The organism is Hymenobacter sp. UV11, from assembly GCF_004684095.1.
GTDB lineage: Bacteria > Bacteroidota > Bacteroidia > Cytophagales > Hymenobacteraceae > Hymenobacter.
In genome coordinates this window covers 184,350-207,887 of record NZ_SRII01000003.1, presented here as the reverse complement: position 1 = coordinate 207,887, position 23,538 = coordinate 184,350, and the positions used below count along the sequence as shown (strand labels likewise).

The window sequence follows — 23,538 nt, the reverse complement described above, 5'->3', positions numbered from 1 at the left end:
TGAGCGGACGAGAACGTCATGCTGAGCTTGTCGAAGCATCTCTATTACGCCGCCAAGTTAGTAATTTAACGAAGCGGTAGAGATGCTTCACTGCGTTCAGCATGACGTTTTCCTAGTTTTCAGCACGACGTTCTTCTTTGAAGTGTAGTTAGTATGCTCCCAATAGTTCTCCTCTCCGTCTTCGGCATTATCAACCTGTTCTTCGGCTTTTTGCGCTCCAACCGGGTGCTATTGCCGTTTGCGCTGGTGGTGCTGGCACTCGTTTTTGGCCTCAACCTGCTCGACTGGAACCACGCCGGCAGCATCACGGGCCTGTTCGACTCGCCCTACGTGGCGCAGATGCTCACCGTAGACAACTACTCGGTGGCCTTCAGCGGCATTGTGCTGCTCACGGCACTGGTGCTGCTGCCTTTTTCGCGCTCTTACGTGGCGGCCAACGAGCCCAACCTGGCCGAGTACTACTCACTGCTGCTGTTTTCGCTGGTGGGCGCCATTATGATGGTGAGCTACAACCACCTCATCATGCTCTTCGTGGGCATTGAAATCCTGAGTATCAGTATGTATTGCCTGGCCGGCTCCGATAAGCGCAACGTGCGCTCAAACGAGGCGGCCCTCAAATACTTCCTGCAAGGCGCGTTTGCCACGGGCATTCTACTCTTCGGCATTGCGCTGGTGTACGGCGCTACTGGCACGTTCCAGCTCAATGAGCTGGCCGCCGCCATTGCAGCCCCCGCCAATGCCAGCCTGCAGTCCATGCTCTACGTAGGCGTGCTGATGATGGTAATTGGCATCGGTTTTAAGGTATCGGCTGCGCCGTTCCACTTCTGGACGCCCGACGTGTACGAGGGTACGCCCACGTTCTTCACCGCCTTCATGAGCACGGTGGTGAAAACGGCGGGCTTCGCGGCGTTCCTCAAGCTGCTGTTGGTGGCCCTGCCCGGCGCCAGCGCCGTGTGGCTGCCCACTATCGTGGCCATGTGCGTGCTCACGCTGCTACTCGGCAACGTGGGCGCGGCGGTGCAAACCAGCGCCAAGCGCATGCTGGCCTACTCCAGCGTGAGCCACGCGGGCTACCTGCTGCTGGGCCTCGTGGCCGGCCGCGGCCAGCTGAGCGGCCCGGCGGCGCAGGCCATTTTCTTCTACAGCCTGGCTTATTCCGTGGCTACGGTGGCTGCTTTCGGGGTGCTCAAACTGGTGTCGGACCAGCGCCAGCGCGAAGACTACGCGGGCCTCGCCGGCCTGGCGCGCACTAACCCACTGCTGGCTTTTTCCATGACGTTGGCCATGCTGTCGCTGGGTGGCATTCCGCTCACGGGTGGCTTTTTTGGCAAGTTTTTTATCTTCACGGCCGTGGTGGCGCAGGGCTACATCTGGCTGGTGGTGTTTGCGGTGCTGATGAGCATGGTGGGCATCTACTACTACCTGCGGCCGGTTATTGCCATGTATATGCGCCCGGCTGAGCCCGGCAACGACGCGCCCATTGTGGTTGATGGCTTTCAGTCAGCTACGCTGGTGCTGCTGGCCTTGCTCACGCTGGTGCTGGGTATTCTGCCCGGCTTCCTGAGCAATATTCTGTAGGTTTCCTACCCCCTTAAAAAGCGAGCGCGCTACCTGACCAGTCAAGTAGCGCGCTCGCTTTTTAGGGGGGTAGGGCTACTGCCCTTGGGCGGTAGCCGGCGCCATATCCTGGATGGCGGGGGGGGTAGGGTTATACTGCGTAGTAGCTGTAGCCTGCTCGGCCGCCCGCTTGCCCTTGTCGTCTTTCATATCCTTGCGCGAAAAGGGCCGGATAATCAGCCGCAAGGCTTGGTCGGAGTTGAAGTAGCTGAAGGCCCAGTCGACCATCGCCACTACCTTGTTGCGGAAGCCTACCAGCAGAATAAGGTGGATGAACAGCCACGCCAACCAGCCCAGAAAGCCTTTGAAATGCACATTCTTAGGCAGGTCAACCACGGCTTTGTTGCGGCTGATAATTGCCATCACGCCTTTATTGATGTAGTTGAACTCCTTGGGCGCCTCCTGGCGGATGATGCGCCGCAGGTTTTCGGCTAGCAGCTCGGCCTGCTGCTGGGCCACGGGGGCCAGCATAGGTAGGCCCTTGGGCATGTCGGGTGTGACCATGTTGGCCACGTCGCCGATGGCGAAAATATTGGGCTGGCCCAGCACCTGGTTCCACATGTTCACGGTCAGGCGCTTGTTGCGGGTGACTACCTCCTCGGGCAGGCCCGGCAGGGTAGCGCCGTTGACGCCGGCGGCCCACACCATGTTTTCGGTCGCGATGTACTCGGTATCGGAGTAGTAAGCCTTGCCGTCCTCATACCGCTTGATGGCGGTATTGAGGCGCACGATAACGTCGAGCTCGTCCATGTAGCGCTTGGCATCGTCCTGCGAGGCCTTCGACATGGGCCCCAGCAGCGCCGGACCCGCTTCGACCAGGAAAATCTGCATCTTCTTCAGGTCCAGCTCGGGGTAGTCTTTGGGCAGCACGTGCCGCCGCATCTCGGCCAGCGAGCCGCTGATTTCGACGCCCGTGGGGCCGCCGCCCACTACCACGATATTGAGCAGCGCCTGCCGCTTTTCGGGGTTGGTTTCGAGCAGCGCCTGTTCAAAGTTTTGGAAGATAAAGCTCCGCAGGTTGAGCGCATTCGGGATGCTCTTAATCTGCATCGCGTTCTTCTCGATGCTTTCGATGCCGAAAAAATTGGTGAGCGAGCCCGTAGCTACCACTAGGTAATCGTAGTGAATATCGCCGATATTGGTTTGCACGAGGTTGGTGCCGGGCACCACGCCGCGCACATCAGCCATGCGGTAGTAGAAGTTCTGCTGGCCCGCAAAAATCTTTCGAATAGGGTAGGCGATGCTATCGGCCTCCAGCGCGCCGGTAGCCACCTGGTAGAGCAGCGGCTGAAAGTTGTGGTAGTTGTTGCGGTCTACCATCACTACCTGCACGGGTGCGTCGGCCAGCGACTGGGCCAGCTTGAGGCCCCCAAACCCGCAGCCGATTATTACCACGCGCGGCTGCGCCGAAACCGGAAGATTCGTATCCATCAGAAAAAACAAAAGGTGGCAATTGACTGCCACCTTTTTAACCCCAAAACCTAGGGTAGGGTTATAAAAAACTAGCTACCAACGGGCTAGTAGTCTACCCCCTCTTTTTTCTTGAACTCGCCGTCTTTCACCTGCTTCACCAGCTGCAGCCAGCTGAACGGGTTCAGCAGCGGGTTGTTGCTGTAGGGGTTGGGGGCGGTGCCCATGCGCCGGTCGAGATTGTATTGCTGCTGCGACATGGTTTGGCGGTAGTTGGCCGTGGGGCCCATGGGCTGCGAGTTGAAAATCTTGCGCATCAGCTCCTGGTTCAGGTTATCGGCGGCGGCCGTGCCTTTTTCGTCGGGTAGCTTCAGGGCCAGAAAGGCGCGCTTAAATTCCTTTTCGGTGGCGTAGGGGAAAATGCGCACATCGGGCAGCATGGTGGGGTCATCCTGCATCGTCACGATTACCGAAAAGCTTTGGCGCTGATAATCAGCCGGAATGATGATGGTCTGGTTGCGGTAGCCGAGCGAGCGAAACACGATGCTGTCGCCGGCCAGCACGGGCATCGAGAAGTAGCCGTAGGCGTTGGAAGTGGTGCCGCGGCCGGCCTTGGGCACGTAGACCGAGGCGCCGGGCACGCCCAGTAGGCTATCGCCGCTGGCCACGATGCCCGTGAACTGCACCACGCGGCGCTTGCCCTGGGCCCAGGCGTGGGGCGCGGCCAGCAGCCCGGTCAGGAGTACCAGGCTGAGCAACAAGAGGAAGCGACGACTATTCACGGAGCAAGGGTGAGTTGGGAGGATGCGTTAACAAATATACGAACCTGCCCGCGCGGGCGGTCGTACTTTTGGGGGGCGGCGCCGCGGCCGGCTTCGCCCTTCCCAACGGCAGATGCGCGTAAAACATTTCTCGGTTGCATTCGGGCAGCAACTTTTTAAAGCGCTTGGCGACGAAAGCCGCGTGCGCATCCTGCATTTGCTGTGGCGCAACCAGGAGATGGTGGTCGGCGACCTGGAGCAGGTGCTCGATTTTACCCAGACTAAAACTTCGCGCCAGCTGGCGTATTTGAAGAATGCGGGCCTGGTGAACGTGCGCCGCCTCGATAACTGGATGTATTATTTCCTGCGCGACGAGACGGCCGAATTACTTCCGCAAATCCTGGGTTGGATGGAGCGCGACCCGCAGCTGATGCGCGACCAGCAGATATACCAGACGCTGTGGAACAACCGCGAGCTGGCGGCCTACAAAATTCAGAACCGCCGCTGGCTGCCCCCTACCCCCTCTTTCTAGCCCTAACTACCCGTATGCAGCGCCGAATATTTGTTTGTACCAACCAGAAGTCGGGCGTCGGCGAAGATGTCGCCAAGGCCCTCAAAAAAGAGCTAAAAAACCAGGGCGTGAAAAGCCTGCTCGTAGACGGCGAAAAAGTGCACACCCGCGTGCAAACCTGCAACTGCCTCGACCTATGCAAGCACTGCAAGAAAGGCCCCGGCGCGGCGCTCATCGTGTACCCCGAAGGGGAAGTTTATGGTAAGATGACGCCTAAAGATGTCGCCGGCCTGGTGCAGTATCTGGCGGGCAACACCAAGCAGCCCAGCCAGTTTTTAGACAACGAAAGCTAAGTTATTCAGGCTTCGGCCCTACCCCCCTTCCCGCGTATGAAAGCCTACCGCCACCTGTTTTTTGACCTCGACCACACGCTCTGGGACTTTGAAACCAACGCCCACGAAACGCTGGAGCAGCTCTTTGCTGAGTACGACCTAGGCCGCCACGGGCTGTTCTCGTTTGCCGAGTTCAGCACCCGCTACCGCGACGTGAACCACGCGCTGTGGCGCCTCTACCAGAGCAACAAGGTGACGCAGCAGCAGCTGCGCGAGGTGCGCTTCGTGCGCACGCTCACCCGGCTGGGCGTGGCCGAGGCCGACGTGCCCACCGATATGTCGGCGCGCTTCACCGACATTCTGCCCTATAAGGCGGCCGTGTTTCCGCACACGCACGACGTGCTGGACTATTTGCAGGGCAAGGGCTACCACTTGCATTTGATTACCAACGGCTTTGAGGATGTGCAGCACATCAAGCTGCAATCGTCGGACCTGAAGCGGTACTTCGAGGAAGTGATTACCTCCGAGCACAGCGGCCACCTCAAGCCCGACCCGCGCATGTTTGCCCACGCGCTGGCCCGCACCGGCGCCACCGCCGCCGAGAGCCTGATGGTGGGCGACAACCTCGAATGCGACGTATTAGGGGCTTATAATTCCGGCATCGACCAGGTATATTTCAACCCCGACAAGCGCCGGCACTTTGCCGAAACGACCTACGAAATCAGCAGCCTGGCCGAGCTGCGCGACTTTTTGTAGCATACGCTATTAGCGTGTGCGTACTAGCAACCACCCTACCCCACCCCAGATGCTAACCTGCACACGCTAAAGCGTATGCTACATTCCCTACCCTATGTCCAACGCCTTTTTCCGCGTCCCTACCCCCGTCAATGAGCCTGTGAAAGGCTATGCGCCCGGCGCGCCCGAGCGCACCGAGCTGGTGAAAGAGCTGAAGCGCATCAAGCAGGTCGAGCGCGACATTCCGATGCACATTGGTGGCCAGGAGGTGCGCACCGGCCGTATGCTGCCACTGAGCCCGCCCCACGACCACCAGCACGTGCTGGCCCATTTTCACGAGGGCGACGCCAGCCACGTGACTCAGGCTATTGAGGCGGCGCTGGCCGCCCGCACGGCCTGGGCCGGCCTGCCCTGGGAGGAGCGCGCCGCCATTTTTCTGAAGGCCGCCGAGCTGCTGGCCGGTCCCTACCGCGCCCGGATTAACGCGGCCACCATGCTGGGCCAGAGCAAGAACGCGTTTCAGGCGGAGATTGACGCGGCGTGCGAGCTAATTGATTTTCTGCGCTTTAACGTGTATTTTGCCCAGGAAATATATCGCCAGCAGCCCGAGTCGGCGCCCGGCATGTGGAACCGCCTGGAGCACCGCCCGCTCGAAGGCTTCGTGTTTGCGCTCACGCCGTTCAACTTCACGTCCATCGCCGCCAACCTGCCGGTGGCGGCCGCGCTCATGGGCAACGTGGTGGTGTGGAAGCCCGCCTACCCCCAGATTTACTCGGCGCAGGTGCTGATGGAACTGTTCATCGAAGCCGGCGTGCCGGCGGGCGTTATCAACCTGATTTACGTGGATGGGCCGGTGGCCGGCGACGTTATTTTCAAGCACCGCGACTTCGCGGGCATCCACTTCACAGGCTCGACCAAGGTGTTCCAGACCATCTGGGGCGAAATCGGGCAGAATATCCACCGCTACAAGTCCTACCCCCGCATTGTGGGCGAAACCGGCGGCAAGGACTTCATTGTGGCGCACCCTTCGGCCCACGCCAAGGCGGTGGCCACGGGCATCTCACGCGGCGCGTTTGAGTACCAGGGCCAGAAGTGCTCGGCGGCCTCGCGGGTGTACCTACCGTCTAACCTGGCCGATGAGATACTGGGCTACGTGAAGCAGGACGTGGAGTCGATGAAAATGGGTGACGTGGAGGACTTTACCAACTTCATCAATGCCGTAATCACCGAAGCCAGCTTCGATAAACTGGCCAAGTTTATTGACGAGGCCAAGGCCAGCCCCGACGCTGAAATTGTGGTGGGCGGCCACCACGACAAGTCGAAAGGCTACTTCGTGCAGCCCACCGTGATTCGGGCCAAAGACCCGAAATACGTGACCATGTGCGAGGAGCTGTTTGGCCCCGTGGTGACGGTGTATGTGTACGACGAAAACGAGTTCGAGCAAACGCTGGAACTGGTGGATTCGACCTCGCCCTACGCCCTCACCGGCGCCATTTTCTCGCAGGACCGCTACGCCATCGACCTGGCTACCAAGAAACTGGTGAATGCGGCCGGCAACTTTTACATCAACGATAAGCCGACCGGCGCGGTGGTGGGCCAGCAGCCTTTCGGTGGGGCTCGTGCCTCAGGTACTAATGACAAGGCCGGCTCGCTGCTCAACTTGCAGCGTTGGGTATCGCCGCGCGCGCTCAAGGAAACGTTTAATCCGCCGGTGGAGTATCCTTACCCATTTATGGGTGCTGAGCCGGAGGAGGATTTGAATTTGGATAAGGGGCTGTAGGCCGTGCGTACGCAATTACGCATAGGCTGAAGCCTATGCTACAAACAAAATCCCTACCCCCTGACTTATACTGCAGTCAAGACCAACGGGCGGCTTCTCTGACGAGGGGCCGCCCGTTGACGTTCAGGCGTTTACCAGACTGTTTGGAATTTTCAGAATTCCTGCTCTACCTTTGCAGCATCAATTCCTCTTGCCAGAAGGATTGTTTTTATACAGAGGCGTGGAGAGACAGGCTCGACGAAACGCCGGCAACCCCCAGCTATTTGCTGGAACGGTGCCAAGTCCTGACCATATAAAAACAAGTTGCCGTGTGCCGCTCACTTAACCTCCGCTTTACGACCACCTCGCTTGCTGCTTTACAGCATGGGTGTTGTTGTATGTGCTGCTCCAGCCGAATGCGCTCGGGAGCTATGCGGAGCTGTTAAAGCTGCTTAATCTTTTAGCAGCCAGTCGGCTACCTTACTCATTTGGGTTTTTACTGTTTCTCTGGGCCGGTGCGGTCTAGCTGAAGCAACTCCGCGTGTCGGCCCGCTTTTTTGGCGGTAGCCGGCCTGCGAAAACCCCTACCCCCCCTTTCATCATGGATAGTACGCTTGAGGCCCAGGTCACTGACCTACGCCGCGAATTGGCCGGGCATTCCGCGCTGGAAATTATCCGGGCCGTGGCCGAGCGCTTTCCCGGCCGGGTGTCGTTTTCGACCTCTTTTGGACTGGAAGACCAGGCGCTGAGCCACCTCATTTTTGCCAACGAGTTGCCGGTGCGGGTGTTTACGCTCGACACGGGCCGCAACTTTCAGGAGACGTACTCGACCTGGAACAAGACGCTGCTGCGCTACGAGCAGCCCATCGAAGTATTTGCGCCTCAGGCCGCTAGCCTCGAAGCGCTCGTGACGACGAAGGGCCCGAACAGCTTCTACGAGAGCATAGCTAACCGCAAGGAGTGCTGCCACGTCCGCAAGGTGGAGCCGCTGGCGCGGGCCCTGGCGGGGCAGCAGATTTGGCTCACTGGCATCCGGGCCGAGCAGTCGGCCAACCGCCAGCACATGCACCCGGTGGAATGGGACGGCGGCCACCAGCTCATTAAGGTGCACCCGCTGTTTGAGTGGACCTGGGACGACACGTTCTCCTTCACCCAGCAGCACGGCGTGCCCACTAACCCGCTGCACCAGCAGGGCTTCGTGAGCATCGGCTGCGCTCCCTGCACGCGGGCCATCCAGCCGGGCGAAGATTTCCGGGCCGGCCGCTGGTGGTGGGAAAACGCCGACGCCAAGGAGTGCGGCCTGCACGACACCACCGCCCACCAGGGCCTCGACCCGGTGGTAGAGCAGGTACCAGGCTAGCCGGGCACTATTTTACCTACGCTATTTCTATCAAAAGATGCCCCTTCAACGGGCAATTATTTCTACGCAAATGCCTACCCCCCATCACCTTGACTACCTCGACCGCCTGGAGGCCGAAGCCATTCACATTCTGCGCGAAGTAGCCGGCCAGTTTGAGCGGCCCGCGCTGCTTTTTTCGGGCGGCAAGGACTCGATTGCCCTCACGCGATTGGCCGAAAAGGCCTTTCGGCCGGGCAAGTTTCCGTTTCCGCTGGTGCACATCGACACGGGCCACAATTTTGAGGAAATCATTTCCTACCGCGATAAGCTGGTTGCTTCGCTGGGCGAAAAGCTGATTGTGCGCAAGGTGGAAGACACCATTCGGGAGCGCGGCCTGCACGAGCCGGGCGGCAAATACCCAAGCCGTAACCCACTGCAAACCTATACTTTACTCGACGTAATCGAGGAGTTTGAGTTTGATGCCTGCATTGGCGGGGCGCGGCGCGATGAGGAGAAGGCCCGCGCCAAGGAGCGCATTTTTTCGGTGCGCGACGACTTTGGCCAGTGGGACCCCAAGCGCCAGCGCCCCGAGCTGTGGAACATCTACAACGGCCGCATTCAGAAGGGCGAAAACGTGCGCGTGTTCCCCATCTCGAACTGGACGGAGCTCGACGTGTGGAACTACATTCAGCGTGAGAAAATCGAGCTGCCCGAAATTTACTTCTCGCACGAGCGCCAGTGCGTGGTGCTGCCCAGCGGCCAGCTGCTAGGCCTAAGCGAGCACCTCAACCTCGACGATACCGACGAAATCGTGAACCGCCGCGTGCGCTTCCGCACCGTGGGCGACTCGACCTGCACGGCCGCTGTAGAGAGCGACGCGTCTTCAGTTGACGACATTATTCAGGACCTGCTGCTGGCCAAGGTGAGCGAGCGCGGCGCTACCCGACTCGATGATAACCTGTCGGAAACCGGCATGGAAGACCGCAAGCGCAACGGGTATTTCTAACGCCCGAAACCTCACCCCCTACCCCTCTCCAAAAGAGAGGGGAGCCGGATGGAGTAAGTAGTAGCAACCAAAAAATTATCAGGAAAAAAATCGGCTGGCTCCCCTCTCTTTTAGAGAGGGGTAGGGGGTGAGGTTCACCCGCCAGCGCAAGTAGCTTAAACAATGGATATTCTCCGATTTATCACCTGCGGCAGCGTCGACGACGGCAAGAGCACCCTTATCGGCCGCTTGCTGTACGACAGCGACTCGGTGTCGCTGGACGTGCTGGCGACGCTCGAAAAAAAGCGCAGCGCCACCAATAGCACCGACGTGGACCTGGCCCTGCTAACCGACGGCCTCAAGGCTGAGCGCGAGCAGGGCATCACGATTGACGTGGCGCACAAGTACTTTACTACCCCCCGCCGCAAGTTTATCATCACCGATGCGCCGGGCCACGTGCAGTACACCCGCAACATGGTAACCGGCGCGAGCAACGCTGACCTGGCCATTGTGCTGGTGGATGCGCGCCAGGGCGTGATTGAGCAGACACGCCGCCATACGCTGCTGGCCTCGCTGCTGGGCATCCGGCAGTTTGTGCTAGCCATAAACAAACTGGATTTGGTGGGCTATGACGAGGCCGTTTTTCAGAAGATAGTTGCTGACTACCAGGAAATTGCCGAGCAGCTGAAGCTGGCGCATGTAGTGGCCATTCCGCTGAGCGCGCTGCACGGCGACAACGTGGTGAAGCGCTCGAAGCACATTGGCTGGTACCACGGCCCGAGCCTGCTGGAGCACCTGGAAAGCGTGCCCGTGCCGGCCGATGCCAACCCTCACGAGCCGCGCTTTCAGGTGCAGTACGTCATTCGGCCCCAGACCGAGGAGCTACCCGATTACCGGGGCTACGCGGGTCGTATTCAGAGCGGTACGTATAGCGTAGGCGACCGGGTGCGGGTATGGCCTTCGGGCCTCGAAACGGTGATTGACGTGATTGAAGTGGACCAGCGGGCCGTGGCCTCGGCCACCGCGCCCCAGGGTGTGGTACTGAGCCTGCGCGACGACGTGGACGTGAGCCGCGGCGATACCATCGTGCCCATAACGGCCCACCCGGCCGTGGTGCGCGAGCTGGAAGCTACCCTGTGCTGGATGGACGAGCGCCCCCTGCGCGCCGGCCGCAAGCTGCTGGTACAGCACCACGCCGCCGTGGTGAAGGCATCGGTGACGACCATTCTGCAAAAAACCGACATCGAAACCTTTGAAAGCCAGGGAACTGACGAGGCCAAGCTAAACGACATCGTGCGGGTGCGGCTTAAGACGGCCCTACCCCTGGTAGTGGACGAGTACCGCCAAAACCGCGCTACCGGCGCCTTCATCCTGGTGGATGAGCAGACCGGCGCGACCCTGGCAGCCGGCCTGGTGGCCGCCACCGACCCCGAGTATTTCACCCAGGAAGTACCCGTTGAACCCATCTTTTCAATTTAGGATGAGGAATGAAGAATTAAAAATTACGCTGTTTCTAATTCTTCATTCTAAATTCCCCATTACTATCCATGCCTACGCTTCCTACCCTCCCGCCCGCGCTCGACGAGGCGGCTTTGCAGCAGTTCACCGCTGGCCTCACCTCGCAGCAGCTGGTGTGGCTGAGCGGCTACCTCTACGGCCAGGCCGCGCAGGGCGCGGCAGGCATATCGGGCGCGGTACCGACGGCCGCCTTGGCCGCGCCGGCCGTGGCGCCGGCTACTCAGAAAATTACGATTCTATATGGCTCGCACACCGGTAACGGCAAGAAGATAGCCGAGCAGGCCGCCGCGGCCGCCGTCACGCGCGGCCTGGCCGCCGAGGTGCGCGATATGAACGACTACGCCCCCCGGCAGCTGGCACAGGAGCAAAACCTGCTGGTCATCGTGAGCACGCACGGCGAGGGCGACCCGCCCATCAGCGCCGAGGAGCTGCACCAGTTTATCAATGGCCCGCGGGCGCCCAAACTACCCAAGCTGCGCTACGCAGTGCTGGCGCTGGGTGATAAAAGCTACCTGCATTACTGCCAGACCGGCAAGGACTTCGACCACAAGCTGGCCGAGCTGGGCGGTACCCGTCTGCTCGACCGGGTGGATGTGGACGTGGCTTTCAAAGCGCCGGCCGAGCAGTGGGTAGCTGCTGTGTTAGACGTGCTGGCCGGCCCCGTAGGCGGTGCTTCGGCCGGCGTAGGCATTGCCAGCACGGCAAGCGTGGGCGCAGAAATTGCCCCAATAACTACCGAATACACCCACGAAAACCCCTGGTCGGCCAAGGTGCTCGACAGCATTCAGCTGAACGGGCGCGGCTCGGACAAGGAGACGTACCACATCGAGCTGGACCTGGCGGGCGCGGGCCTACACTACGCGCCCGGCGATGCGCTGGCGGTGGTGCCCGTCAATCATAACCCGCTGGTGGAAGAGGTATTGCAAGCCGCGCGCCTCAGCGATACGGCGCCGGTGCAGCTCGGCGACGAAAGCCTACCCCTCGCCGCCGCGCTGGCCAGCCGCCGCGAGCTAACGGTGCTGACCCGCGACGTGCTGGAGCGCTACGCCGCCCTGGCCCCGCACGCCGAATTGCACGGCCTGCTGGCCGATTCGGCCCGCCTGCAACCCTACCTCTACGGCCGCGATGTGGCCGACTTGCTCACCGACTTCCCCACCGACCAACTCACGGCCCAGGCCCTGGCCGACACGCTGCGGCCGCTGCCCAGCCGCGCTTACTCCATCGCCAGCAGCCTGCTAACGCACCCCGATGAGGTGCACCTCACGGTGAGCGCCGTGCGCTACGAGGCCCACGGCCGGCGAAAGCACGGCGTGTGCTCATCGTTTTTGGCTGACCGCGTGGCGGTAGGCGACGATGCGCGGGTGTACGTGCAGCAGAACGAATATTTCCGCCTACCCCCCGCCGGCGACACCGACATCATCATGGTGGGCGCGGGCACGGGCGTGGCGCCGTTCCGGGCCTTTGTGGAGGAGCGGGTGGAGCTGGGCAATACCGGCCGCAACTGGCTGCTGTTTGGCAACCCGCACTTTACCACCGACTTCCTGTACCAGGCCGAGTGGCAGCAGCACCTCAAGCGCGGCGGCCTGGCCCAACTCGACGTGGCGTTTTCGCGCGACCAAGCCCAGAAAGTGTACGTGCAGGACCGCCTGCTGGAGAACAGCCGCGACGTGTTTGGCTGGCTCGAAAACGGCGCGCACTTCTACGTGTGCGGCGATAAAACCCGCCTCGGCCACGCCGTGCACACGGCGCTTATTCAAGTAGTGGAGAAGGAAGCTGGTCTCTCGGCCGACGATGCCACGGCCTACGTGAAGAACCTGCGCAAGCAGCGCCGCTACCTCGAAGACGTGTATTAAGCTATCCCGCCCGTGAAATTCCTACCCCTCTTCCTGCTGCTACCCCTGCTTGCGCCGGCCCAAACCGTGCACCAGCAGGGCTATTGGGTGCGGGCGTTTTTGCGGACGCGGCTGAGCGAGCGGCTCACGTTTCACAGCGAGTTTGATGAGCGGCGCTTTGCCTGGCCCGATGGGCAGTGGCAGTTTATCACGCATCAGCACCTGCACTACCGCGTGTCGCCGACTTGGGATACGGCCCTGGGCGGCACGCTGTCGTGGCAGTCTCAGAACGGCGTGGCCGTGCCCGAGCGGCGCATTTTTGAGGAAGCCACCGCCACCCTACCCCTCCCTGGCCGCCTGCGCCTGATGCCCCGCCTGCGGGTGGAGCAGCGCTGGCTGCGCCAGCTGGCCGGCACCGACCTCACCGATGAATGGCAGTATAAGCTGCGTTTTCGCACCCGCTTGCAGCTGGATTATCATTTGAATCCTACCTGGAAATTCCGGGTTTCGGATGAGCTGATGCTCAATACCGACAGCTTCGACCAGAACCGCCTTTATGCGGGGGCTGAGCGCCAGCTCGGGGCCGGCTGGGCAGCTGAATTGGGCTACCTGTTCATCTACCAGCGCCGGGCCAACAACGCCGGCTACAACGACCGCGACGTGCTGCGCTTCACCTTGTTTAAGGATATTTCGGTGCTGGCGGCGCGGTAATAGCCGGTTTCCCTTTCTACTTTATCTCGTTTCGAAATTTTCTCATGGCTGATATCCTGGCCCCTACCCCCGCTCCCGCCGGCCACTCCGAAGTTGAGCACGTCAAAGTTGCCAGCCGCTACCTGCGCGGCACCATCGTCGAGAGCCTGAATAACCGCCTCACCGGCGCGCTGAACCCCGATGATACCCACCTCATCAAGTTTCACGGCTCGTACCAGCAGACTGACCGCGACCTCGAAAGCGAGCGCAAGCGCCAGAAGCTGGAGCCGCTGTTCTCGTTTATGATTCGGGTGCGGGTGCCGGGCGGCGTGGCTTCGGCCCCGCAGTGGCAGCGCATGGACGCGCTCTCCGACGCCTATGGCAACGGCACCATGAAGCTCACCACGCGCCAGACCTTCCAGCTGCACGGCGTGCTAAAGCGCGACTTGCCGGCGGCCATTCAGGGCTTCAACGAGGTGCAGATGGACAGCATTGCGGGCTGCGGCGACGTGAACCGCAACGTGATGTGCAACACCAACCCGCACGAGTCGGCGCTGCACGGCGAGGTGGCGGCGCTGGCCCAGCAAATCAGCGCGCACCTCACGCCGCGCACCACGGCCTACCGCGAAATCTGGCTCGACGGCAGCCTGCTCGAAACCACCGAGGCCGTGGACGACGAGCCGATTTACGGCCACACGTACCTGCCGCGCAAGTTTAAAATCGCGCTGGCCCTACCCCCCTACAACGACTCCGACATCTTTTCCAACGACATTGGCCTCATCGCCATCGAGGAAAACGGCGCGCTGGCGGGTTTCAACGTGGCCATCGGCGGCGGCCTGGGCATGACCTTCGGACAGCCCGAAACTTACCCTCGCCTGGCCGACCTTATCGGCTTCGTGCCAACCGCTAAAGTACTGGACGTGTGCGAGAAAATCGTGACCATTCAGCGCGACTGGGGCAACCGCGCCAACCGCAAAATCTCGCGCTTTAAGTACACCATCGACCGCGTGGGCCTGCCTGCCGTGGTGGCCGAGCTGCACCAGCGCCTGGGCTACGAGCTGGCCGAGGCGCGGCCCTACCAGTTCCACAGCTCCAGCGACGCCTTTGGGTGGACGGAGGGCGCCAACGGCTTGTCGCAGCTCGTGCTGTTTGTGGAAGGCGGGCGCATACTCGACCGACCGGGCTACCGACTGAAGTCGGCGTTGCGCGAAATCAGCAGCTTCCACACCGGCGAGTTTCGCCTCACCGGCAACCAAAACCTGGTTCTGGCCAATATTGAGCCGCAGCACCGGGCTCGGGTTCAAGCTGTGCTGGAAGAAAACGGCGCCGCCCCCAAGGCCGAGCAGCTCACCGCCCTGCGCCGCGACGCCCTGGCCTGCGTGGCTCTCAACACCTGCTCGCAAGCCTTCGCCGAGGCCGAGCGCTACCTGCCGCAGCTGCTCGATAAGCTCGATGCCGTCATTCGGGCCCACGGCCTGGCCGAAAACGGCATCCTCATCCGCATGACGGGCTGCCCTAATGGCTGCGCCCGACCCTACCTGGGCGAAATTGGGCTGGTGGGCCGCGCGCCCGGCCGCTACAACCTCTACCTGGGTGCCGACCACGCCGGCGAGCGCCTCAATAAGCTCTACCGCGAGATGCTGGACGAAGACGGCATCTTGCAGGAATTAACTCCCCTTTTGGCCGCTTACGCCACTAACCGCCAGCCACATGAAGGCTTTGGCGACTTCGTGGTGCGGACGGGGGTAGTGAAGGCAACCGTGCGCGGATTGGATTTTCACGCCTAAGTCGTATTTTACCTCAGATTATGGCAACTGACCTGCTTTCGCCCCCGCCGCCCACCGCGGCTGCTCCCCGGTCCCGGCCGGCGGGCGGCGGTCCGCTGCCGGTATTTCTGGACCTGGCGCACCGGCGAATCCTGCTGGTAGGCGGCGATACGGAGGCGCTGGAGCAGCTTACGGCCGTGCTCGACGCCCAGCCCACGGCCGCCGTGACGGTGGTGGCGCCGCAGCTGCTGCCCGCGCTGCGCACGCTGGCGGCGCGCCATCCACAAGTAATCCTGCTGGAGCGTCCCTTTCAGCCCGACGACCTGCCTGGCCACGACCTCGTGCTGGTGGCCACCGACGATGCCGTGCTGCACGGCCTGGTGCGCGCCGGCGCGGCCGCCCGCCGCCTGCATGCCGTGGCCGCCCTCGGCCCTACTGATGAGGCGGCGGCCATTGAGCACTGGCAGCGCGTGGCTACGTTTTCGCTGGTAGCGTTCGCGGTCTTTCTGGCGGTCAATATCTTATCGTATTATTTCACCTGGCCGCAGGTGTGGGAGGTAGCGCGCAATTCGGGCACATTCTACGCCTTTGTGGCGGTGGGTTTTGGGGCGCAGCTCATTGATGGCATGCTGGGCATGGGCTACGGCGTGGTGTCGGCCATTAGCCTGATGTCATTGGGCCTGAACCCGGTAGCGGTGAGCGCCAGCATTCACACCGCCGAAATGTTTGCCAGCGGCGCCTCGGGCTACCACCACTACCGCTTCGGCAACGTGAATAAGCGGCTGTTCAAAGTATTGCTCCTACCCGGCATTATCGGCTCGGTGAGCGGCGCACTGTTGCTGTCGCACTTTGGGGTGAAATATGCCGACTACATCAAGCCGATTCTGGCCGTGTACCTGCTCATTTTGGGCATCCGCATCATCAGCAAGGCCGTGCGCAAGCAGCCGCAGGTGCGCCGCAAGGTGAAGAACGCAGGCTGGCTGGCCGGCGCGGGTGGCTTCCTGGATTCGTTTGGCGGCGGCGGCTGGGGGCCGCTGGTTACAAGCACGCTCATTGCCAATGGCCGCACGCCCAACTTCGTGATTGGTACCGTGAGCCTGGTCGAGTTTTTCGTGACTTTCGCCAGCGCGCTCACCTTTTTCTCGCTGGGCGGCCTCTCGCACTGGCAGATTGTGGCCGGCCTCATCGTGGGTGGCGTCACGGCTGCGCCGCTGGCGGCCCGCCTGGCCGGGCGAATCCCTACCCGCTGGATGTTCATCGGCGTCGGGCTAATCGTTATTATCTGGAGCCTGTGGGCGCTGCGCAAAGTATTTGCACTGCTCTAAATTGCAGGTTGCTATTGCCCTCTCCCTACCCCCTTGGTTTGTGGTTGATAGGCTCGTAAGCCCCGTTAGTGATGCACTAGCGGGGCTTTTTGTGCGCTGCCTTTTGGCGCGAGCAAGTAGCTATTCCTTGCGGAAACGGTCCGCGTTCCTCAACTGGAATACCGGGCCAGCACTAGGCGGGCGGCGACTTGCCCACTCACCAGCGCCGCCTCTACTGTGCCGCCGTACGGCCCTTCGTATACCCCTTCGCCCGCAAAAAACAGGGTATCGGCCACGGGCGCCGCCAGCGCGGCGCGGGCAGCGGCGCTCCCCACGGTGGGGTAAGAATAGGCCCCATGCGCGTAGGGCTCACTGCCCCAGTTGCGCACGTAGTGGGCGCGCAGCTGCGCTTGCAGCGCGGCCAGGGGGGTAGCGAGCAGGTAGCTAAGCGACTCCAACGCCTGCTGCAACACCGTTTCGGCCGGAGCATCGCGCAGGTGGTGGGCGGCGGGTCCGGCCAGCCAGCCCGTCAGTTGGGGGGTAGGGGCCGGCAGCTGGCTCCACCACGTGGGCACCGCCGCATCGGAGAGCAGAAACTCCAGCTCCGGCAGCCGGTCGTGCCAGAAGGGCGTTTCAAATTCGAGGATAATTTTGATAACTGACCCAAAACCTAGCTGGACCGCGGCCGCCCGGTGCGCGGGTATTTCGGGCACTACGTGCAAGTAGCCGGGCTGCCCGGCCGCCAGCTGCCACACGCCCAGCGGCACCGTGCACAGCACCTGCCGGGCATGGTAGGTGGCGCCATTTTCGGCCCGGACTTCTACTGCACCCGGCCGCCAGCTTATTTCCTGGATGGGGGTAGCGAGGTGAAAGGTGGCCCCGGCGGCCTGCGCCTGCGCGGCCAGCCAGTGCAGCAGCGGCCCGTAGCCGCCCACCGGGCGCGGCGAGTCGTCGGCCCCGCCGGCGGCCCACTCGTCGCGCAGGGCCCAGGCGCTCACGCGGCTCGCATCGGCCGCGTCGTAGCCCTCGGCAAACTGGGTGGCAAACGTGCGCAGCGCCGCGTGTGCCTCGCCCGGAAACTCCTGCGTCAGAAACGCCGCCAGCGGCATATCGGTGGCCAGCGCGTACAGTTTTTCCAGCAGTAGCGGCAGTTGCTCAAAATAGTCGGCGTTGGCTTGCAGCTGCCCACCTTGCATCTGGTAGGTCTGGCCTTCGGCAGCTTGCCACGCTATGCCGGCTTCCCGCAGCAGAGAGCGAGTCAGGGGCACCTCCCCGTGCATGAATTCGGCCCCGGCTTCGATGGCCTGGGTAAAACCGGGGGGTAGTAGGGTATGCACGCGGCCCCCTACCCTACCGCGGGCTTCTACCAGGCACACGCGCCGGCCGGCGGCGGCTAGCTCGCGGGCCGCCAGCAGCCCCGCCGCGCCTGCCCCAATAATGAGGACTTCCGTAGAATATTCGTCGCTGTTAGCAGCCATACCTAGTCGTGTAATACGCTCACAAAGGAACGCCTGGGGCAACTATCCGCTCACCTGCGGCGGTTCCCATCGGGTACCTGCGCCGGTCAGACAGCTCCGCCGTCCGACCGGTTGACGTATCCTGACTTGAGAATTGCCCTATTGTACCTAACTGGCCCATCGGCCGCGCCCAGCCAAACGTTCTGTTGAAGTGGCATTAGCCGCACGGCACTAAACCCCGAAAAGATTAGGCAAATTACTGGCTGGCAGCATACCTTGCGAGCTTATCAGTATCCTTTACTTTTTCTGCACATGCATAAATACTTACTCACATTAAGTCTTTTTTTAAGCACATTTTCCTTCGCAATCGCGCAGACAGCGCCTACTAATTCGTCTACTAGTGCGCGGCCGGCTATGGCCACTTCTTCCGACACCGTACAGGCCATCCACCGGCTATTCAGCAAGCACCGCACCGGTGGCTGGCTCTGGACGGGGGTAGGGGCAGCCTTCGCGACCCGAATCCTGGTTACCTCGGCCACCGAGGGCTTTAGCAATGCCGGGGGCACCGTAGTTGGTACCGCCGTACTGGGCGGTATTCCGGCCGGCATCGGTATTGGCAAGCTCTCGCGCTTCAACGAGGGTACTGAAGACCAGGTGGTAGCTATGTATCAGAAAACCAAGCTACTACCGAGCAACATCAAGCGGCGGCTCAAAAGGAAATATTTTGCTGGCTAAGCGGCCACCGCGCCGCCATTTGCTTAAGCACCAAACCGCCCCGCTGGCAGCGTGCCAACGGGGCGGTTTGGGTAGCAGTGTTTATCCGGCCTGCGTCGCCGAGTATGGTGGGCTATACTCACGCCCATTGAACGACTATTTTGCTACCGCTTCGACAACCGGGGCGCACAAAAATTTGGCGGTGGTCTAATTCAAAGGTGCTATCACACTTATCAATCACGAGCTTAATCCGAGCAGTGTGCATGGCGAACGACTTCCTAAAGGAACAGGAATTGCGCACGAGTACGCCACAACGTTGGCGCAGCGAATAGTTGATGGCTTCGACAATGCTAGTCTGCCCTTCACCTTTGGGACAAGGTCGGTGTTGCCAGCGGGGTAAGGCCTTGGCATAGGCTTTCCACTGGCCAGGGAAATACCAGCAGCCTATACCGCCGGTATTTCCACGTTTTCAAACCGCACGGAGCCGTCCTCCAACACCGCTTCTACCACGGCATCCTTGCTCACCTTGCCAGAGAGAATCTCTTTGCTCAACTCGTTCAGAATCACGCGCTGAATCACGCGCTTGAGCGGCCGGGCGCCAAATTGCGGGTCGAAGCCTTGCTCCCCGAGGTAGTCGAGCACCTCGTTGGTAGCTTCGAGGCTGATGCCGGCCTCGTGCAGGCGCTGCTGGATTTGCTTGAACTGGATATCGACAATCTTGCGGATTTCCTTGCGCTTGAGGGGCTGGAACATCACGATTTCGTCGATACGGTTCAGGAACTCGGGGCGCATGTGCTGGCGCAGGCGCTCCACCACTTCGTCGCGGGTGCGGTCCACCACTTCCTCGTGGTTGTACTCATTCAGGTCTTTGAAATTCTTCTGAATGATGTCGGCCCCCGTGTTCGAGGTCATGATGATGATGGTGTTCTTGAAGTTCGCCACCCGGCCTTTGTTGTCGGTAAGGCGTCCATCGTCAAGCACTTGCAGCAGGATATTGAACACGTCGGGGTGAGCTTTCTCAATCTCGTCGAGCAGCACCACCGAGTAGGGCTTGCGGCGCACGGCCTCCGTGAGCTGGCCGCCCTCGTCGTAGCCCACGTAGCCGGGAGGTGCCCCGATGAGGCGCGATACGGCGTGGCGCTCTTGAAACTCGCTCATGTCGATGCGCACCATCGCGTTCTCGTCGTTGAACAGGTACTCGGCCAACGCCTTGGCCAATTCCGTTTTCCCTACCCCCGTCGTGCCGAGGAAGATAAACGAGCCGATGGGCCGCTTGGGGTCTTGCAAACCAGCCCGCGAGCGGCGCACGGCATCCGAGATGGCAGCGATGGCTTCGCTCTGGCCGGCCACGCGGCGGCCCAGCTCGGCTTCGAGGTTGAGGAGCTTGTCACGGTCGGCTTGCAGCATTTTGCTCACCGGAATGCCCGTCCACTTAGCCACTACCTCGGCAATGTCCTCGCTGGTCACGACTTCCTGCATCATGCCGCCGTCTTTGTTGGCGGCGGCCTCGTCCTGCAAGGTTTTCAGGCGCTGCTCGGCTTCGGCAATCTTGCTGTAGCGCAATTCGGCCACGCGGCCGTAGTCGCCCTGGCGCTCGGCCTGCTCGGCTTCGGTCTTGAAGCGCTCGATGTTCTCCTTCTCGGTCTGGATGCCGGTGAGGACGGATTTCTCGCCTTCCCACTTGGCCTTCAGCGAGTCGCGCTGCTCGCTCAGCTCCGACAAGTCCTTGCTCAGCACCGATTCGCGGTCGTGGTTGTCTTCGCGGCGCATGGCCTCGCGCTCGATTTCGAGCTGCATGATGCGGCGCTGCACCTCGTCCAGCTCCTCGGGCATGGAGTTCATCTCGATGCGCAACTTGGCGGCCGCCTCGTCCATGAGGTCGATGGCCTTGTCGGGCAAGAAGCGGTCGGTGATGTAGCGGCTGCTCAGCTCCACGGCCGCGATTACGGCGTCGTCGGTGATGCGCACACCGTGGTGCAGCTCGTACTTTTCCTTGATGCCGCGCAGGATACTGATGGCGTCGGGCACGCTCGGCTCATCGACCATAACGGCCTGAAAGCGACGCTCCAAGGCCTTGTCTTTCTCGATGTATTTCTGGTATTCCTTGAGCGTGGTAGCCCCGATGGCGTGCAGCTCGCCGCGCGCCAGGGCGGGCTTGAGCAGGTTGGCGGCGTCCATGGCGCCCTCGCCGCCGCCGCCGGCCCCAATCAGGGTGTGAATCTCATCGATGAAGAGCAAAATCTGCCCCTCCGAGTCGGTTACTTCCTTGATAACGGCCTTGAGGCGCTCCTCAAACTCGCCCTTATACTTGGCACCTGCTACGAGCAGGCCCAGGTCGAGGCTCATTAAGGTCTTGTCTTTCAGGTTCTCGGGCACGTCGCCGGCCACGATGCGCTGGGCCAGGCCCTCGGCAATGGCGGTTTTGCCTACCCCCGGCTCGCCGAGCAGCACGGGGTTGTTCTTGGTGCGGCGGCTCAGAATCTGGAGCACGCGGCGAATCTCCTCGTCGCGACCGATGACGGGGTCCATCTTGCCCTGGCGCACGCGCTCGTTGAGGTTCACGGCATAGCGGTTGAGGCTCTGGTACTGCTCCTCGGCGGTTTGGCTAGTCACCTTGCGCCCGCCGCGCAGTTCCTGAATGGCGGCCTTCAGGTCCTTCTCCGTAAAGCCGTTGTCTTTGAGCAGGCCGGCCGCGCTGTCCTTGCCGCCCAGGATGCCCAGCAGCAGGTGCTCGACGGACACGAACTCGTCGCCCATGCCGCGCATTTGGTCGTTGGCCCGCGTCACGGCAGCGGCCGCGTCGTTGGCGAGGTAGGGCGAGCCGCCGCTCACCTTGGGGTAGGCGAGTACGATGGCATCGAGGCGCTGGCCGAGGTTGGCCATGTTCGCGCCCACTTTCTTGCCCAGGAAAGCCAGGGTATTTTCGTCGTTCTGGAGCAGGGCCTTCAGCAAGTGGCCCGTTTCGATGGCCTGCTGCTGGTTGGCCCCGGCCAGCTCGGTGGCCTTCTGCACAGCCTCCTGCGCCTTGATAGTGAAGTTTTTAAAGTCCATAATTCGCTAGGTTTCTCGTGGGGTGCTTCGGGTTAGGAAGGTTGTACGAGGGTACTAGCAAACGTGGGGCTAGGGTGCGGAATCGGACTTTTTGGCGGGGAAAGCATCAGTCAAAAATAATAAATAAGACACTTTGGCTGCACTATTTACACTATTGCAATGCACCTTTTACCAAGTTGTCCAAATACGTAGTTAAAACCTTCACTCCAATAGTTTCAGCGTGTTCTCCTGTTTTCTTAAGGGCTTTTAGTAGGAAACCTTTTATTTTTTCTGATGAGCTAATTTTTTCAGTTTGTGATGCGCCTTCATCTTTTAGTTTATCAATACTGGACTTAATAAGCGTTAAATCTTCTTTACTACCATATTTAGTCACTATCTTCAAAATTTCAGTATCATTCTTCGAATAGCCTTCCGCACTCGCATCCAATCCAAAAAAGCTTATCTTACCTCCAATAAAATAAGTTGAGTCTTTGATAAGCCCTTTTGAATTCAACAAACTTAGCTCCTCATTATACATCGTATTTTCTAACGCAATATTTTCAAAGTCTTGCTTCATCAGCATTTTAATCCTCTCTTGTTGATGTTTTATGTCCAGTAACAACCTCTGGTATTTTTTCATAATACCTTGCATTGCATCAAAAACTTCTATTGAGTTACTGTACTCTTTAGCAACGAGTTTAGCAGCCTCTTCCGGAGCCTCCAAATATATTTCTATAAATTTATCAAATCGTCGAATAGCATTTGAAAAATCTTCCGCCCCTTCTAAAACCTTAGACTTAAAATAGTAAGTGGTTCCATTTGAACTGCTATCAGAATCAACAATAAAGTTGGCACCTTCTATATTACGCATATATTTTTCAAATATTTTTACGAAATCAGAAAATTCCTCATGTAAAATCTGTTCATTAGACACGTAAATACTAAAGAAAACATCTTTTATTATATCAAATAAAAAATCCTCAATAACATGGGCAATACTTTGTTTTTCTTTGAATGTTTTCAGAGACACTTTAGAAGACAAAATCACGTCAATTGACTTAGCCACTTCGACTTTTCTATTTTGATAATCTTCTATTCTTTGCTGCGCCAAAAACAGATTATCCAGAAGAGAACTATAGCCAAAGCGTGGCTCATCTGGAATTGGTGGAGCTCCACCTAGAATAATGTGCAACTCTTCATCTGTAAATTTTGGGCCATCCCGAAACGGGTATTTACCCTGAACAAACAAGTCAGCCTCAATAACCAGTATCCGCTCTAGCAGCTCTGTATAAGACAGGTAACGTTCTTCTGTGTAATCGTAATAATTAAAATTTTCATGTATATTTTCTTCATAGATAATTATCATAGATTTGGTTTGTTCACATATTTTTAAGAGCCTATTCCAGTGCGCATTATACTCTGGTTTGGATACTTGCAAAAAAAGCGGGGTAGCTAAGTAGATTATAACTCCATGCAAATAATTTTCTTTGATTTGCTGGTCTATTTCCTCAAATTTCCTAATCCAAGACTTAGGCTGCAGCCCACGTATGTTATACCTATGGATTTCGATTCCAAGTGGTTGAGGAAAATCAATCCCACCTATTACAGCTACTCTTTTTTTAGTCGTGAATTTCATTTTTCAATCTGCACTTTGATAGTAGGCACTAGCATCAACTGCTACTATATGTTAAGTAAGCTACACAGAAGCCCCAGTTTCTTCAGCAGTGGGCGTAGCGGGCGGGGGCAGCTATTTCACCTACTGCCCGTCCTCATACTTC

Annotated in this window: 18 protein-coding genes and 1 riboswitch; of the genes, 13 read left to right on the top strand and 5 right to left on the bottom strand. The window is 59.7% G+C overall.

The features are described from left to right. Nucleotides 1-153 precede the first annotated feature (153 nt). Nucleotides 154-1,578, top strand: a complete 1,425-nt coding sequence (locus E4631_RS05905; protein ID WP_133655887.1) for an NADH-quinone oxidoreductase subunit N — start codon at nucleotides 154-156, stop codon at nucleotides 1,576-1,578. 75 nt (nucleotides 1,579-1,653) lie between these two features. Here the strand turns inward: E4631_RS05905 and E4631_RS05900 are convergent, their stop codons facing one another. Together E4631_RS05900 and E4631_RS05895 are read right to left on the bottom strand one after the other, a co-directional pair. Beyond that, nucleotides 1,654-3,048, bottom strand: coding sequence for an NAD(P)/FAD-dependent oxidoreductase (locus E4631_RS05900; RefSeq protein WP_133655888.1), 1,395 nt, complete (start codon nucleotides 3,046-3,048; stop codon nucleotides 1,654-1,656). Nucleotides 3,049-3,134: 86 nt separating this feature from the next. Further along, nucleotides 3,135-3,809, bottom strand: coding sequence for a carboxypeptidase-like regulatory domain-containing protein (locus tag E4631_RS05895; protein WP_166647943.1), 675 nt, complete (start codon nucleotides 3,807-3,809; stop codon nucleotides 3,135-3,137). 112 nt (nucleotides 3,810-3,921) lie between these two features. On the opposite strand from E4631_RS05895, the gene E4631_RS05890 reads away from it, so the two are divergent. From E4631_RS05890 to E4631_RS05840, 11 genes are all read left to right on the top strand, one after another. Then, complete coding sequence (locus E4631_RS05890) at nucleotides 3,922-4,320, top strand: metalloregulator ArsR/SmtB family transcription factor (protein ID WP_133655890.1); 399 nt, start codon at nucleotides 3,922-3,924, stop codon at nucleotides 4,318-4,320. Nucleotides 4,321-4,334: 14 nt separating this feature from the next. Continuing rightward, nucleotides 4,335-4,652, top strand: coding sequence for a ferredoxin (locus E4631_RS05885; RefSeq protein ID WP_133655891.1), 318 nt, complete (start codon nucleotides 4,335-4,337; stop codon nucleotides 4,650-4,652). 36 nt (nucleotides 4,653-4,688) lie between these two features. After that, entirely contained in the window at nucleotides 4,689-5,387 is a 699-nt protein-coding gene (locus E4631_RS05880) for a YjjG family noncanonical pyrimidine nucleotidase (protein WP_133655892.1), read from the top strand. 94 nt (nucleotides 5,388-5,481) lie between these two features. Further along, nucleotides 5,482-7,146 (top strand): L-glutamate gamma-semialdehyde dehydrogenase, encoded by a 1,665-nt coding sequence (gene pruA / locus E4631_RS05875; RefSeq protein ID WP_133655893.1) that lies wholly within the window; start codon nucleotides 5,482-5,484, stop codon nucleotides 7,144-7,146. Between the two features lie 205 nt (nucleotides 7,147-7,351). After that, nucleotides 7,352-7,445, top strand: a riboswitch (SAM riboswitch). A 281-nt stretch (nucleotides 7,446-7,726) separates the two neighbouring features. Next, entirely contained in the window at nucleotides 7,727-8,485 is a 759-nt protein-coding gene (locus E4631_RS05870) for a phosphoadenylyl-sulfate reductase (protein ID WP_133655894.1), read from the top strand. Between the two features lie 70 nt (nucleotides 8,486-8,555). Beyond that, entirely contained in the window at nucleotides 8,556-9,470 is a 915-nt protein-coding gene (cysD, locus tag E4631_RS05865; RefSeq protein WP_133655895.1) for a sulfate adenylyltransferase subunit CysD, read from the top strand. Nucleotides 9,471-9,632: 162 nt separating this feature from the next. Beyond that, nucleotides 9,633-10,928 carry a sulfate adenylyltransferase subunit 1 gene (locus tag E4631_RS05860; RefSeq protein WP_133655896.1) on the top strand — a complete coding sequence of 432 codons (1,296 nt, stop codon included), beginning with the start codon at nucleotides 9,633-9,635 and terminating at the stop codon, nucleotides 10,926-10,928. Between the two features lie 68 nt (nucleotides 10,929-10,996). After that, complete coding sequence (locus E4631_RS05855) at nucleotides 10,997-12,820, top strand: assimilatory sulfite reductase (NADPH) flavoprotein subunit (protein WP_133655897.1); 1,824 nt, start codon at nucleotides 10,997-10,999, stop codon at nucleotides 12,818-12,820. 12 nt (nucleotides 12,821-12,832) lie between these two features. Beyond that, a complete protein-coding gene (locus E4631_RS05850) occupies nucleotides 12,833-13,510 on the top strand; it encodes a DUF2490 domain-containing protein (protein WP_166647944.1) in 678 nt (225 codons plus the stop codon). Between the two features lie 44 nt (nucleotides 13,511-13,554). Next, nucleotides 13,555-15,276 (top strand): NADPH-dependent assimilatory sulfite reductase hemoprotein subunit, encoded by a 1,722-nt coding sequence (locus tag E4631_RS05845; RefSeq protein ID WP_133655899.1) that lies wholly within the window; start codon nucleotides 13,555-13,557, stop codon nucleotides 15,274-15,276. Between the two features lie 20 nt (nucleotides 15,277-15,296). Further along, nucleotides 15,297-16,580 carry a TSUP family transporter gene (locus E4631_RS05840; protein WP_133655900.1) on the top strand — a complete coding sequence of 428 codons (1,284 nt, stop codon included), beginning with the start codon at nucleotides 15,297-15,299 and terminating at the stop codon, nucleotides 16,578-16,580. Nucleotides 16,581-16,729: 149 nt separating this feature from the next. Here the strand turns inward: E4631_RS05840 and E4631_RS05835 are convergent, their stop codons facing one another. Continuing rightward, on the bottom strand, nucleotides 16,730-18,037 hold the full coding sequence (locus tag E4631_RS05835; RefSeq protein WP_133655901.1) for an NAD(P)/FAD-dependent oxidoreductase: 1,308 nt from the start codon (nucleotides 18,035-18,037) through the stop codon (nucleotides 16,730-16,732). Nucleotides 18,038-18,430: 393 nt separating this feature from the next. On the opposite strand from E4631_RS05835, the gene E4631_RS05830 reads away from it, so the two are divergent. Further along, nucleotides 18,431-18,751, top strand: a complete 321-nt coding sequence (locus E4631_RS05830) for a hypothetical protein (protein ID WP_133655902.1) — start codon at nucleotides 18,431-18,433, stop codon at nucleotides 18,749-18,751. Nucleotides 18,752-19,174: 423 nt separating this feature from the next. Here E4631_RS05830 and clpB read toward each other — a convergent pair whose 3' ends face one another. Both clpB and E4631_RS05820 read right to left on the bottom strand, forming a co-directional pair. Then, the gene (gene clpB, locus E4631_RS05825; RefSeq protein ID WP_133655903.1) at nucleotides 19,175-21,781 is read right to left on the bottom strand and encodes an ATP-dependent chaperone ClpB; all 2,607 of its coding nucleotides are present in this window, start codon (nucleotides 21,779-21,781) and stop codon (nucleotides 19,175-19,177) included. A 151-nt stretch (nucleotides 21,782-21,932) separates the two neighbouring features. Beyond that, nucleotides 21,933-23,396 carry a hypothetical protein gene (locus tag E4631_RS05820; protein ID WP_133655904.1) on the bottom strand — a complete coding sequence of 488 codons (1,464 nt, stop codon included), beginning with the start codon at nucleotides 23,394-23,396 and terminating at the stop codon, nucleotides 21,933-21,935. Between the last annotated feature and the right edge of the window lie 142 nt (nucleotides 23,397-23,538).

Coding starts and splice junctions, on each gene's coding strand:
- E4631_RS05905 (WP_133655887.1), top strand. CDS start 154: ATGCTCCCAATAGTTCTCCTCTCCGTCTTCGGCATTATCAACCTGTTC.
- E4631_RS05900 (WP_133655888.1), bottom strand. CDS start 3,048: ATGGATACGAATCTTCCGGTTTCGGCGCAGCCGCGCGTGGTAATAATC.
- E4631_RS05890 (WP_133655890.1), top strand. CDS start 3,922: ATGCGCGTAAAACATTTCTCGGTTGCATTCGGGCAGCAACTTTTTAAA.
- E4631_RS05885 (WP_133655891.1), top strand. CDS start 4,335: ATGCAGCGCCGAATATTTGTTTGTACCAACCAGAAGTCGGGCGTCGGC.
- E4631_RS05880 (WP_133655892.1), top strand. CDS start 4,689: ATGAAAGCCTACCGCCACCTGTTTTTTGACCTCGACCACACGCTCTGG.
- pruA (WP_133655893.1), top strand. CDS start 5,482: ATGTCCAACGCCTTTTTCCGCGTCCCTACCCCCGTCAATGAGCCTGTG.
- E4631_RS05870 (WP_133655894.1), top strand. CDS start 7,727: ATGGATAGTACGCTTGAGGCCCAGGTCACTGACCTACGCCGCGAATTG.
- cysD (WP_133655895.1), top strand. CDS start 8,556: ATGCCTACCCCCCATCACCTTGACTACCTCGACCGCCTGGAGGCCGAA.
- E4631_RS05860 (WP_133655896.1), top strand. CDS start 9,633: ATGGATATTCTCCGATTTATCACCTGCGGCAGCGTCGACGACGGCAAG.
- E4631_RS05855 (WP_133655897.1), top strand. CDS start 10,997: ATGCCTACGCTTCCTACCCTCCCGCCCGCGCTCGACGAGGCGGCTTTG.
- E4631_RS05845 (WP_133655899.1), top strand. CDS start 13,555: ATGGCTGATATCCTGGCCCCTACCCCCGCTCCCGCCGGCCACTCCGAA.
- E4631_RS05840 (WP_133655900.1), top strand. CDS start 15,297: ATGGCAACTGACCTGCTTTCGCCCCCGCCGCCCACCGCGGCTGCTCCC.
- E4631_RS05835 (WP_133655901.1), bottom strand. CDS start 18,037: ATGGCTGCTAACAGCGACGAATATTCTACGGAAGTCCTCATTATTGGG.
- E4631_RS05830 (WP_133655902.1), top strand. CDS start 18,431: ATGGCCACTTCTTCCGACACCGTACAGGCCATCCACCGGCTATTCAGC.
- clpB (WP_133655903.1), bottom strand. CDS start 21,781: ATGGACTTTAAAAACTTCACTATCAAGGCGCAGGAGGCTGTGCAGAAG.
- E4631_RS05820 (WP_133655904.1), bottom strand. CDS start 23,396: ATGAAATTCACGACTAAAAAAAGAGTAGCTGTAATAGGTGGGATTGAT.